Genomic DNA, 12,076 nt, shown 5'->3' with positions numbered 1-12,076 from the left:
GCTACTCGCTATTCCCTACTCGCTAAAATTGAACATGGCTGAAGCTTTCAAGTTCGAACTGGTCTCGCCGGAAAAGCTGCTCGTTTCCGAGCAGGTCGAGTCCGTCGTCATCCCGGGCGCCGAAGGCGAGATGACGGTGATGGCGCAGCACGCGCCGGTCATGACGACCATCAAGCCCGGCGTCGTTACGATAAAGACCGCGGGCGGCAAGGAAGAGCGCTTCGTCGTGTTCGGCGGTTTCGCCGACATCCTGCCTTCCGGCTGCACGCTTCTTGCCGAATCGGCGACGCATGTGAACGACATCGATCGCGCCGATCTGGCTCGCCGCATCCAGGAGGCCAAAGAAGACGCGGCCGACGCCAAGGACGACGAGAGCCGCAGCAAGGCTGAGCAGTTCCTCAGCCAGCTCACCACGTTGGAAGGCGCGCTGCTGCCGGCCTGAAGTCCGTCTCGGAAGACAGACCGATCCGCATCGGGCGACAATTTTGAAAGCGGGGCCTTGCCCCAGCCCCCTAACCTAAATGTGGAATACTTCCTGCCGCGAAAATCTGGCTTTTGCACCTGATTTTTGCGACGGAACTTCCCAGAAAATCAGCAATCCCGTTTTTGTCGCGGAAGTTAGGATTTCTGCGATACTACGCCATATAACCGCCATCGAGAATTAGCGGACTTCCGAGCATGAAGGATGCCGCATCCGAGCAAAGCCAGAGAACGCCGCCTGCGACTTCAGCAGGCGTTCAAAGCCGACCGATCGGCTCTTGCGCCGTGATCTAAGCGCCAATTTTCCCGTTCTTTTTTATGAAATTGTCGACAGGCGGTGTGCCGATCCAGCCAGGGCAAATCGCTGTAATACGAACGCCGTCCTTGGCATGTTCAAGTGCCGCGCTTCGCGTTAAGCCCAACACTCCGTGCTTGGCAGCGGCATATGCCGCCCCTCCGGAAGCGGATAACCTCGCAGTCCTTCGACCGACGAATTATTGACGATGACACCGCGCCCGGCTTTGAGCACGGCGGGCAACTGATAGCGCATGCAGAGAAAAACGGACGTAAGATAACCGTTGATCGTCTTACCCCATGCATCTTCGCTCATGCTCGCGATTGGAGACATTTTTCCTCCGCTGCCAGCATTGTTAAAGAGGCGTAGTCGATCTGTCCGTGTTCTTTCAGTATTGAAGATATAAGCCTATCGACATCGCGACCGTCCGTCACATCGCACTGCGTCCATCTTCCACGGCCATCGTCCGAGAGCGTTGTTAGAGCCTGCTTCGCGCTTTTCATTGCGGCTAGCGATGATGACGGTCGCCCCCTCATGAGCAAAGGCTTGGGCTGTCGCCAGACCAATTCCTGTGCTGCCGCCCGTCACAAGAGCAATCTTGCCGCTCATTTCAGGATATCTTCTTGGTGAAAGTTCATGCGCCACAGATTGTCTCCTTGCCGCGAAAAATGCCGGACCTACAACGCAGCGGATCTAGGATTGCGTGGGCCGTCAAGGTCACTCATGTACTGATCGAGGTGCCGTTCCCACAATGCTGGTTTGAATAGCAAAGCATGGCCCATTGGGGGCCGCTCGGCTGTTCTGGAACTCGAGAGGTCTCGATTATGCTTCGCGCCAGGTCGTGAACGGGTCGGCCGGTAAGCCGCCGTCGAGCCGCTAGTTTCCCGACACAGGGATTTTGAAAGGTTGGCGTTTGTCTTGGTGCAAGATTTCCGTTCATTTGCGTGAAATAAGCGCAAACGCCGGAGATTGGTTGAAGCCGCCCCAAGCTCGTCATTCTATGGCGGAGCAAGGAGCGAAGCGACGCGCGCAGACCATAGAATCCATTCCGTTACCTGTAGGCGTTGCAGCGGTGCAGAATTCTGCTCCGTTGCACGCCTTGGCGAAGGTAACGGCATGGATTCCAGGGTCTTCGCGACGGAGCTTCGCTCCTGCTCCGCCCTGGAATGACGATCGCGATGGGCGTTTCGGCCAATCTCCAAGGCATGCCGCCTGCCAACGCAAACAGAGCCGACCGGTCAAAGTCCCTGTGCAGGGCCACTAGACCTAATCGGCCTTTCTGCTCTTGCCATTAATGCCGAGCGCGGCGAGAGCCAGTTGCGGGCCGCCCTGCTTGAAATGGACGAGGTGCGTGGCGACAAATTCGATCAATTTCCGCCGTTCCGGGTGGCCTTTGGCGAAGCCGGCGAGGTCGAACACGGCCTCGGCCATTGTCGCCGTCGGCAGATTGCGGCCGAACAGCTCGCCGAGGGCAGCATCGAGCGGGTCGGTGAAATGGCCCTCAGGCAAGCTGCTACCGCGCGCGGCGCAGGCGGCGATCCAGGCGGCGACAACCAGCGACAGATGTTCCGGCAGCGAGCCGGCCTCCAGCCGGGCGAGGGCGGAGGCGACGATGCGTTGCGGCAGCTTCTGGCTGCCGTCATTGGCGATCTGCGCAGTGCGGTGGGCAAGCGCGGTGTTGGAAAAGCGAGCGGCGAGCTCGGCCGTGTAGGCGCTTGTGTCGAGCCCGGCATCCTGCGGCAGGGTTGGAATGGCCTCGGCCCAGAGCCTATCGACGAACTGCCGGATCGCCGGATCGGCAAAGGCGCGGTCGACGGTGGCGTGGCCGCTGAGCAGGCCGAGATAGGCGATGCCCGAATGCGCGCCGTTGAGCAGCCGCAGCTTCATGTCCTCGAAGGGGCCGACGTCCTCGACCATGGTGACGCCGAATTTCTCCCAGGCCGGCCGCCCGGCGGGAAAGCGGTCCTCGATCACCCATTGGCGGAACGGCTCGGTCATCACCGGCCACGCATCATCAATGCCGAGCTCGCCAGCGATGCGGGCGCGATCGGCGTCAGTGGTCGCCGGCACGATGCGATCGACCATGGAGGACGGGAAGGCCACTTCATCGGCGATATGGCCTGCCAACGGCCGGTCGCCGGAGCCTGTCTGGGCATCGCGCAATTTCGCGAACTCGACCAACAACCGATGCAGCGTCGCGCCGTTGGCCGGCAGGTTGTCGCAGCAGAGCACGGTGAAAGGGGGCGTGCCCGCCGCGCGTCTGCGCGCGAGCGACTCGGCGAGAAACCCATGCGCCGTCTTCGGCGATCCGGGGTTGGCGAGGTCGTGCACGATATCGAGGTGCGCAGTGTCGAGCGTGCCGTCGGCTGCCCTGAGATAGGCCTTTTCGGTGATGGTGAGCGTGACGATGCGGGTGCGCGGATCGGTGAGCGCGGCGAGCACCGCGCCAGGGTCCTCCGGAGCGACGAGCAAGGACTGAATCGAGCCGATGACCTGCAACTGTTCGCCGGCGCTGTCCCTGATTGCCAGCGTGTAGAGCCCGTCCTGCGGCTTGAGCGCATCGCGCGTGTCAGGGCTGCGCAGCGAGACGCCGATGATGCCCCAATCGCTCTCGCCATCCGCCAGACAGGCATCGACATAGACGGCCTGGTGGGCACGGTGAAAGGCCCCGACGCCAAGATGGACGATGCCGGGCGCGACGGACTTGCGGTCGTAGCGAGGCACCAGAACTTCGGCCGGCAGCTCCGCAAGGGTGGCGTTGGACAGGCGGCCGTTCATGGAAGCTGGGTCTCCGATCGGAAAACGACGGCAGCGACCTAACACCCGCTGTCGCCGTGCACAATGGCCGGGTTCCATTCGAAAGTCATCATACAACTGCATAATATTTGTATGTTGACATTATCTCCGGCCGATCTACCAATAGCGAAGCCTGGGAGGAGCTGCGTGGCCGCATTGACCGATCCGGACCTGTTGTTCGCGCCGGAAACGCGATCATTGGCGCGCGCCCTCTACGCGGGTGTGAAGGACCTGCCGATCGTCAGTCCGCACGGCCACACCGACCCGCGCTGGTACGCGCTTAACGAAGCGTTTTCCGACCCGGCGCAGCTCTTGATCGTGCCGGACCATTACATTTTCCGCATGCTGTTCAGCCAGGGCGTGCGGCTTGAGGAACTCGGCGTCCCGACGCTCGACGGCGCACCCGTCGAAACCGACGGCCGGGCCATCTGGCGACGCTTCGCCGAGCATTATTATCTCTTCCGCGGCACGCCGACGCGGCTGTGGCTCGACCATGCGTTCGAGCATCTGTTCGGCATCGGGGAGCCGCTCACCGCAGCCAGCGCCGACCGCATCTACGACACGATCGCCGCGCTGCTGCAACGCGACGACTATCGGCCGCGCGCGCTGTTCGAACGCTTCAACATCGAGGTGATCGCGACGACCGAAGGCGCGCTCGACGACCTCCAATGGCACCGGACGATCCGCGACAGCGGCTGGAAGGGCCGCGTTGTCACCGCGTATCGGCCGGACGCCGTGGTCGATCCCGATTTCGGGGGCTTCGCGGCCAATCTGGATAGGCTCGGCGAGATCACCGGATGCGATACCGGCACGTGGTCCGGATATCTCGATGCGCATCGAAAGCGGCGCGCCTATTTCAAGGAGTTCGGCGCGACCTCGTCCGATCACGGCCATCCGACGGCAGAGACCGCCAATCTCTCCGACGCGGCGGCGCAGGAGTTGTTCAACCGCATCCGGCGCGGCTCCGAGGATGAGCGCGAGCGAAAACTGTTCCGGGCCCAGATGCTGACCGAGATGGCCAAGATGAGCCGCGACGACGGCCTGGCGATGCAGATCCATCCTGGATCATGGCGCAATCATTCGCCTTCCGTTTTCCAGAAATTCGGCCGCGACAAGGGCTTCGATATCCCGACGCGGACCGATTATGTGTCGGCGCTGAAGCCGCTGCTCGACTGCGTCGGGCTGGAGCGCGACCTCACGATCATCCTGTTCACGCTCGACGAGACGAGCTATGCGCGCGAGCTGGCGCCGCTCGCCGGCGTCTATCCGGCGCTCAAGCTCGGGCCGGCCTGGTGGTTCCACGACAGCCCGGAAGGCATGCGCCGCTTCCGCGAGATGACCACGGAGACGGCGGGCTTCTACAACACCGTCGGCTTCAATGACGACACGCGCGCCTTCCCGTCGATCCCGGCGCGTCACGACGTCGCGCGGCGTGTCGACTGCGCCTTTCTGGCGCGGCTGGTCGCCGAGCATCGCCTCCGGGAGGAGGAGGCGCATGAGCTGGCGCGGGAGCTTGCCTACTCGCTTGCCAAGAAAGCGTACCGACTCTGAACCAAGGTATTCGTGATTTTTGAAGGGAGGAAAGACATGTTGCGTATTTCGAGATTGCTGGCGGCGACATTCGCCATCGGGTCCTTGATGATCGGCGCCGCGCAGGCCGAAACCGTCCTGCGCTCTTCGGACACCCATCCGGACGGCTATCCGACAGTCGAGGCGGTCAAATATATGGGCGAGCTGATCAAGCAGCGCACCAACGGGCGCTATTCGATCGAGGTCTATCATTCGGCGCAGCTCGGCGAGGAAAAGGATACGATCGAGCAGACCCAGGCCGGCGTCATCGACCTCGATCGCGTCTCCATGGGGCCGTTCAACGGCATCGTGCCGGAAACCGCTGTGCCGTCGTTGCCCTACATCTTCCGCTCGGTCGAGCATATGCGGCATGTCATGGACGGGCCGATCGGCGACCAGATCCTGAAGGCGTTCGAGGCGCATGACCTTGTCGGACTCGCCTTCTACGATTCCGGCGCGCGCTCCTTCTACAACACCAAGAAGGACATCGCCTCGATGGCAGACATGAAGGGCATGAAGTTCCGCGTCATCCAGTCGGACGTGTTCGTCGACATGGTGAACGCGCTCGGCGCCAACGCCACGCCGATGGCCTATGGCGAGGTCTATTCGGCGCTGCAGACCGGCGTCATCGACGGCGCCGAGAACAACTGGCCGAGCTTCGAATCCGCCAAGCATTACGAGGTCGCCAAGCACTACACGCTGGATCAGCACCAGATCGTGCCGGAGGTGCTGGTGATGTCGAAGGCAAGCTGGGACAAGCTGGCGCCGGAAGACCAGGCGATCGTGCGCCAGGCGGCCAAGGACAGCGTCGTCAAGATGCGCGAGCTGTGGGACGCGCAGGAGAAGAAGTCGCGCGACATCGTCGAGAAGGCCGGCGTCAAGATCAGCGAGATCGACAAGCAGCCGCTGATCGACGCCATGAAGCCGGTCTACGACAAATATCTGTCGACGCCCGAGCTCAAGGACCTCGCCGCCCGTATCCAGGCGACGAAATGACCGGGATGGGCAACGGGCCCGGCGGCACGGAGGCTTCTGTGCTGCCATCCAGCCGGTCGGGTCCGAAAGGCTTCTGGCTGCGGGTGGAACGGGCCCTTTCCGGGCTTGCGCGGTTGGCCTTATGGGTCAGCGGCACCGGGCTGACGCTGATGACCGTCATCATCTTCTGGCAGGTTTTCTCGCGCTACGTGCTGAACCGCTCGCCGAGCTGGACCGAGTCCTCATCCGTGCTGCTGATGGGCTGGTTCATCTTCCTGGGCGCCGCCGTCGGCGTGCGCGAGCGCACGCATCTCGGCTTCGACGTGCTGCTCTATGTCTTGCCTGCCTCGGCCAAGGCGGTGCTGCGCAGCATTTCCGATCTCGTCGTGCTGGCCTTCGGCGCCGGCATGATCGTCTATGGCGTGCAGCTGGCCAGGCTGACCTGGAACACGGTGATGCCATCGCTCACCTTGCCCGGCGGCGTCAGCTTCCTGCCGGTCATCCTGGGAGGCGGGCTGGTCTGCCTGTTTTCACTCGAGCGGCTGGCGGGACGCTTTGCCGGGCTGCCGGTCGATGCCGACATCTACGCGACCGGCGAGGAGCTCTGAACCATGGCGCTGATCGTGCTTTTCGGCACTTTCGTCTTCCTGCTGGTTATCGGCACGCCGATCGCGTTCTGCCTCGGCGTCGCCAGCTTCGCGACGATCCTCACGATCGGCCTGCCACCGGTCGTTGTGTTCCAGCGGCTCAATTCCGGCGTCAGCGTCTTTTCGCTGATGGCCATTCCGTTCTTCATCTTCGCCGGCGACCTTATGGTTCGCGGCGGCATCGCCGCCCGCCTGGTGGCATTGGCCGGGTCTCTGGTCGGCCACCTGCGCGGCGGCCTGGGCCAAGTCAACATTGCCGCGTCGACCATGTTCGGCGGTATTTCCGGTTCGGCGGTGGCCGATGCCTCAGCGGTCGGCGGGCTGATGATCCCGCAGATGAAGGCGCGCGGCTACGGCGTCGACTATGCCGTCAACATCACCTCCGTCGGCGCCATCATTGCGCTGCTGATCCCGCCGTCGCACAACATGATCATCTATTCGATCTCGGCCGGCGGCCGCATCTCGATCGCGGATCTGTTCACCGCCGGCGTTCTGCCGGGGCTGTTGCTGGCCCTGTCGCTGATGGTCACCGCCTATGTGGTGGCAAGCCGGCGCGGCTATCCGACGGAACCGTTTGCCGGTTTCGGCCGGGCCTTGCAGCTGCTTGTCGCCGCCATTCCCGGGCTGATCCTGATCGGCATCATCTTTGGCGGCGTCCGCTCCGGCATCTTCACCGCCACCGAAAGCTCCTGCATTGCCATCGTCTATGCTTTCCTGGTGACGTTGATCATCTACCGCTCGATGAGCTGGAACGATTTTGTCACCGCGACCACCGCGGCGGTGCGCACGACAGCGATGGTGCTGATGATTATCGGCTGCGCCGCGGCCTTCGGCTGGCTGCTGGCCTATCTCCGGGTTCCGGCAGCGCTTGTCGCGTTCTTGCAGTCCGTGTCCGACAACAAGCTGGTCATACTGCTCCTGATCAATGTCGTCCTGCTCATCCTCGGCACATTCATGGACATGTCGCCGCTCATCATCATCACCACGCCGATCTTCCTGCCGGTGGTCATGGCCTATGGCGTCGATCCCGTGCATTTCGGCGTCATCCTGATCCTCAATCTCGGCATCGGCCTCTGCACGCCGCCGGTGGGCGCGGTGCTGTTCGTCAGTTGCGCCATCGGCCGCATTCCCATCTGGACGGCAATGCGCTCGATCTGGCCGTTCTATGGAGCGGCCTTCATGGTGCTGATGCTTGTCACCTACATACCGGAAATCTCATTGTGGCTGCCGAGCCTGTTTCACTAGGAGGGCACCACGTGTCCCAAACAGTTGCCGACCTCAGGGTCGAACGCAAGCCGAAACTGTCGGAGACCGTGGTCGCGGCGATCCGCAAGCAGCTCTTGGCAGGCGAGATTCCGCCCGGACAGAAGCTGCCGACCGAAGGCCAGCTGACGGAGACCTTCGGCGTCAGCCGCACGGTCATCCGCGAGGCGCTGGCCAAGCTTGCCGCCGATGGCCTGGTCGAAGCACGGCAAGGCGCCGGCGTCTTCGTCAGCGAGCACATCTCAACGAGCTTCGGCGTTCTGGCCGCCGACATGGGAGCCAAGGATTCGGTCGCGCTCAACGTGCTCGAGGTCCGCCTCGCGATCGAGATCGAATCGGCGGGCCTGGCCGCCATCCGCCGCAACGCCGCCCAGGAGGCCGCGATCCAGGAGGCCTTCTTCGAGTTCGAGCGGCTGCTGCTCGCCAGCCAGCCGACCGGCCCGGCCGACCTCGCCTTCCACCGCGCGATCGCCAGCGCCACCAACAACCCGTTCTATGTCGAGATGCTCGATGTGCTGGGACGCCGCGCCATTCCCTGCGACGTGACCTCGCCCTGGTCGACAGAGCTCGTCCAGTCGGACGAGTACCAGCGCGGCCTGCAGCGCGAGCATCTCGTCATTCTCAATGCGATCTCGGCGGGCGATGCCGAGGCCGCGCGCGAGGCGATGCGCACGCATCTGACCCGCAGCCAGCAGCGCTACCGCGAGCGGCTGCAGGCCAGACAGGCCTATTATGCCAATTCGCTGAAAGCCGCATCGACCGAGTGACCATCAGACAAGGCTTAGAAATGGACCAGACACAATTTTCCTCGCGCTTCGCCATCGATCCCATCACCGCCGCGGCCATGGGAACAGACGAGCTGCGCCACCATTTCCACGTCGAGGGGCTTTTTCAGCCGGGCCTCGTCAGCCTGACCTACACGCATTACGACCGCATGATCGTCGGCGGCGCCATGCCTATCGACAAGATCCTGCCGCTCGAGGCGATCAAGCCGACCGGAACCAAGGCTTTCCTCGACCGCCGCGAACTGATCGCCGTCAACATCGGCGGCGCCGGCACCGTCACGGCCGACGGCCTGCCTTACGAATTGGCGGCGCGCGACATGGTCTATCTCGGCATGGGCACCGAGCAGGTGTCGTTCGCCTCGGCGGAGCCCGACAAGCCGGCAAAATTCTACCTGCTTAGCGCACCGGCGCATCGGCCCTATCCCAGCCAGTTGATCCGCATCGGCGACGCCAGGCGGCTCGACCTCGGCAGCCAGGCGACCAGCAACGAACGCTCGATCTTCCAGTTCATCCACGCCGACGGCGTCAAGACCTGCCAGCTCGTCGTCGGCATCACGCAACTCGCGCCAGGCTCGGTGTGGAACACCATGCCCTGCCACGTGCATGACCGGCGGATGGAAGCCTATCTCTATTTCGATCTGCCGAAAGGGCAGCGCGTCTTCCACTTCATGGGCGAACCGGACGAGACGCGCCACATCGTCATGCGCAGCGAGGAGGCGGTGCTGTCGCCGGGCTGGTCGATCCATTCGGGCGCCGGCACATCCAACTACGCCTTCATCTGGGCGATGGCCGGCGACAATGTCGACTATACCGACGTCGACCAGGTGGCGATGGATCAATTGCGGTGAGCGATCTTTCCGCCTTCAGCCTCACGGGCAAGCGCATCCTGGTCACCGGCGCCAACACCGGCATCGGCCAAGGCATCGCCGTGTCGATCGCGCGCGCCGGCGGCCTTGTCGTCGGCGTCGGCCGTTCGGCGATGGATGACACCGCCGGGAAAGTCGCGGCCGCGGGCGGCAGCTTCGAAGCGGTAAGGACCGATCTTGGAGATCCGACCGAGGCGGCCGCCATGCTCGACCGGGTCTGGAGCGAGAGCGGCCCGCTCGACGGCCTCGTCAACAATGCCGGCGTCATCCGGCGCGCCGATGCGGTCGACCTGAGCGAAGCCGACTGGGACGAGGTGATGGACGTCAATTTGAAGACGGTCTTTCGCCTGTGCCAGAGCTTTGCCAGGCGCGTGCTGGCCGAGCCCGGACGGCGCGGCAAGATCGTCAATATCGCCTCGGTGCTGAGTTTCCAGGGCGGCATTCGCGTCGCTTCCTATACGGCCTCGAAGCACGGCGTGCTCGGCCTCACAAGGCTGCTCGCTTGCGAATGGGCGGCGAAAGGCATCAACGTCAACGGCATCGCGCCGGGCTATGTCGAGACCAACAACACCGAAGCCTTGCGCGCCGACCCGGACCGCAGCGCCGCCATCCTCAGGCGCATTCCGGCAGCGCGCTGGGGCCGGCCCGACGATATAGGCGACGCGGCCGTGTTCCTGCTGGCGCGGGCGTCGGACTATATGCATGGCGCGGTGGTGCCGGTCGATGGCGGCTGGCTGGCGCGGTGACCTTCTGCCAATTTCGAACGGAAGCTGAGCGATGACCGATATCTTTTCCCATCCGGGCGAAAAAGCCTGGGAGCCGACGCCGGACGGCAACAGGCGGCGCGTGCTGGTGCATACCGATGAATTGATGATGGTCGAGTTCGCCTTCGACAAGGGCGGCGTCGGCGCGCTGCACTCGCATCCGCATGTCCAGGCAAGCTATGTCGCCGAGGGGCGCTTCGAGGTCACTGTCGACGGCCGATCGGAGATCCTCGAAACAGGCAGCAGCTTCATCGTGCCGTCCAATCTCGTGCATGGTGTCAAGGCGCTGGAGGCCGGGCGGCTGGTCGACAGTTTTGCGCCTTACCGGGCCGATTTCCTCGGCTAGGACAGGTCGGCAGTTCTATCGAACGCCGATTGCACCGGAGCGGTTTCACGCCTTTCCGGAACCGCTGCGATCGCCATGTGATCGCGGCGGCCTGCCGCGAGCAGGCGATGCGCGGCATCGAGTATGGCCTCGACCTGCGCGTCGGCGACATTGGCCGAACGGCCTCGCCTTGGCGCCGTGACGACTTCGACCGCGTTTGAAAGGGGGCGCCAGCGCTCCATATCGGCGCCGTTGTTGACGATCACCGCCGGCGTCATGACGGTGGCCAAAAGATGCGCCAGTCCGCCCTCCATGCCGATATAGGCGACCGCCATCTCGCCCAGCGCAAGCAGGAGATCGTCGAAGCTTGCAATGTCCGGCACCAGTTCCGGACCGGCCACCTGGAGGCGGCCTTCCCTTGCGAGGAGCGCCGGTGGCGTCGGTCCGCCGCCGGGGGTCGCCAGATACAGCACCCGGTAGCCGGCGTCGATGAGATTGCCGGCGACGGCCACCACCTGATCTTCGCTCATGCATTTCCTGCCCTGGGCATTGCCGCCAAGCAGGACGAGCGGCCGGCCGCAACCGCCGCGCAGCTGGCGCGCCAAACCCCGCGCGGCGTCCGGCACATCGAGCCTGTGGTCGAAAGGCAGGTGCCGCCCCGCCAGACGCTCGACCAGCCGGTGGTAGCGCCAGGCATTGTGCTCCGGCCGCAGCGTTAACCGCGTGCCCCAGCGCAGCGACAGAAGATGGCCGGCAAAGTTCGCTTCATAGCGGATGCCACGGCCTGCAAGTTGCAGAGCTGTGAGGATGAGGCCCGGCACGCCGGTGCGCAGATCGACGACGATGGTCTTGCGGCCGCGCGGCGCGAATTCGGCGAGGATGGCGGAAAGCGGCGTCTTTGTCCTGAAGTCATCGACGAGATGCGCGACATGCTTGCGCAACACATGAGAGAGCGATGAGCCGCGCATGGCGCCGTAGACGATATGGCTTTGCGGAAACGCCGTCCTCGCCGCCCGCAGGGCCGGAATCCGCAGCAAGCCGTCGCCAAGCGCGTCGTTGCGGGCATAGAAGATGAGCGCGGGCGCGGACGAATCCATGGCGGAGAGACGGATTCCATTGCTGGTGTCGGAGAAGCGGGACGACTGCGGAAGAATAATATCAGCAAGCCCCCGGCTGAGTTCTGCCAGAATATGTTTGGTTTCTTTTATAAAGAAAGCCCGATCTCGTCACCCCGCCGACGCCGGCCATGCGGGCCTTCTGTCGCGAATTCGGCTATGACATGCCTGCCTGGACCGGCGCCGCCGGGTGAAG

The 12,076-nt window shown here is 63.7% G+C and carries 11 protein-coding genes; 9 read left to right on the top strand and 2 right to left on the bottom strand.

Features of this window, described 5'->3' with window-relative positions:
• Positions 1 to 34 precede the first annotated feature (34 nt).
• Positions 35 to 442, top strand: coding sequence for a F0F1 ATP synthase subunit epsilon (locus tag FJ425_RS11270; RefSeq protein ID WP_140634255.1), 408 nt, complete (start codon positions 35 to 37; stop codon positions 440 to 442).
• 1,599 nt (positions 443 to 2,041) lie between these two features.
• On the opposite strand, the gene FJ425_RS11250 is transcribed toward FJ425_RS11270, so the two are convergent.
• The gene (locus FJ425_RS11250) at positions 2,042 to 3,553 is read right to left on the bottom strand and encodes a mannitol dehydrogenase family protein (RefSeq protein ID WP_140634262.1); all 1,512 of its coding nucleotides are present in this window, start codon (positions 3,551 to 3,553) and stop codon (positions 2,042 to 2,044) included.
• A 165-nt stretch (positions 3,554 to 3,718) separates the two neighbouring features.
• Between FJ425_RS11250 and uxaC the strand changes: the two genes are divergently transcribed.
• Genes uxaC through FJ425_RS11210 form a run of 8 tightly spaced genes read left to right on the top strand, consistent with a single transcriptional unit; the run spans position 3,719 to position 10,786 of the window.
• Positions 3,719 to 5,122 carry a glucuronate isomerase gene (gene uxaC, locus FJ425_RS11245; protein ID WP_140634264.1) on the top strand — a complete coding sequence of 468 codons (1,404 nt, stop codon included), beginning with the start codon at positions 3,719 to 3,721 and terminating at the stop codon, positions 5,120 to 5,122.
• A 36-nt stretch (positions 5,123 to 5,158) separates the two neighbouring features.
• Entirely contained in the window at positions 5,159 to 6,136 is a 978-nt protein-coding gene (locus FJ425_RS11240; RefSeq protein WP_140546131.1) for a TRAP transporter substrate-binding protein, read from the top strand.
• Entirely contained in the window at positions 6,133 to 6,723 is a 591-nt protein-coding gene (locus FJ425_RS11235; protein WP_181175874.1) for a TRAP transporter small permease, read from the top strand. Before FJ425_RS11240 ends, FJ425_RS11235 begins: the two co-directional genes overlap by 4 nt.
• A gap of 3 nt (positions 6,724 to 6,726) precedes the next feature.
• Positions 6,727 to 8,007 carry a TRAP transporter large permease gene (locus tag FJ425_RS11230; protein WP_140546130.1) on the top strand — a complete coding sequence of 427 codons (1,281 nt, stop codon included), beginning with the start codon at positions 6,727 to 6,729 and terminating at the stop codon, positions 8,005 to 8,007.
• 11 nt (positions 8,008 to 8,018) lie between these two features.
• A complete protein-coding gene (locus FJ425_RS11225; RefSeq protein ID WP_140723430.1) occupies positions 8,019 to 8,792 on the top strand; it encodes a FadR/GntR family transcriptional regulator in 774 nt (257 codons plus the stop codon).
• Positions 8,793 to 8,812: 20 nt separating this feature from the next.
• Positions 8,813 to 9,658 (top strand): 5-dehydro-4-deoxy-D-glucuronate isomerase, encoded by an 846-nt coding sequence (gene kduI / locus FJ425_RS11220; protein WP_140723427.1) that lies wholly within the window; start codon positions 8,813 to 8,815, stop codon positions 9,656 to 9,658.
• A complete protein-coding gene (gene kduD / locus FJ425_RS11215; protein ID WP_140723424.1) occupies positions 9,655 to 10,422 on the top strand; it encodes a 2-dehydro-3-deoxy-D-gluconate 5-dehydrogenase KduD in 768 nt (255 codons plus the stop codon). Before kduI ends, kduD begins: the two co-directional genes overlap by 4 nt.
• Positions 10,423 to 10,453: 31 nt before the next feature.
• The gene (locus tag FJ425_RS11210) at positions 10,454 to 10,786 is read left to right on the top strand and encodes a cupin domain-containing protein (RefSeq protein WP_140723421.1); all 333 of its coding nucleotides are present in this window, start codon (positions 10,454 to 10,456) and stop codon (positions 10,784 to 10,786) included.
• Here the strand turns inward: FJ425_RS11210 and FJ425_RS11205 are convergent.
• Positions 10,783 to 11,862: a glycosyltransferase family 9 protein gene (locus FJ425_RS11205; RefSeq protein ID WP_140723418.1), complete on the bottom strand. Its 1,080-nt coding sequence runs from the start codon at positions 11,860 to 11,862 to the stop codon at positions 10,783 to 10,785. The genes FJ425_RS11210 and FJ425_RS11205 overlap by 4 nt on opposite strands.
• Positions 11,863 to 12,076 lie beyond the last annotated feature (214 nt).

The sequence above is a fragment of the Mesorhizobium sp. B2-7-2 genome (assembly GCF_006440775.1).
Lineage (GTDB): Bacteria > Pseudomonadota > Alphaproteobacteria > Rhizobiales > Rhizobiaceae > Mesorhizobium.
The sequence above is the reverse complement of the archived record's forward strand: the minus strand, read 5'-3'. Positions and strand labels throughout refer to the sequence as shown.

Bases quoted from the DNA above. Each gene is read 5' to 3' on its own strand.
- FJ425_RS11270 (WP_140634255.1), top strand. From the start codon at position 35: ATGGCTGAAGCTTTCAAGTTCGAACTGGTCTCGCCGGAAAAGCTGCTC.
- FJ425_RS11250 (WP_140634262.1), bottom strand. From the start codon at position 3,553: ATGAACGGCCGCCTGTCCAACGCCACCCTTGCGGAGCTGCCGGCCGAA.
- FJ425_RS11240 (WP_140546131.1), top strand. From the start codon at position 5,159: ATGTTGCGTATTTCGAGATTGCTGGCGGCGACATTCGCCATCGGGTCC.
- FJ425_RS11235 (WP_181175874.1), top strand. From the start codon at position 6,133: ATGACCGGGATGGGCAACGGGCCCGGCGGCACGGAGGCTTCTGTGCTG.
- FJ425_RS11230 (WP_140546130.1), top strand. From the start codon at position 6,727: ATGGCGCTGATCGTGCTTTTCGGCACTTTCGTCTTCCTGCTGGTTATC.
- kduI (WP_140723427.1), top strand. From the start codon at position 8,813: ATGGACCAGACACAATTTTCCTCGCGCTTCGCCATCGATCCCATCACC.
- FJ425_RS11210 (WP_140723421.1), top strand. From the start codon at position 10,454: ATGACCGATATCTTTTCCCATCCGGGCGAAAAAGCCTGGGAGCCGACG.
- FJ425_RS11205 (WP_140723418.1), bottom strand. From the start codon at position 11,862: ATGGATTCGTCCGCGCCCGCGCTCATCTTCTATGCCCGCAACGACGCG.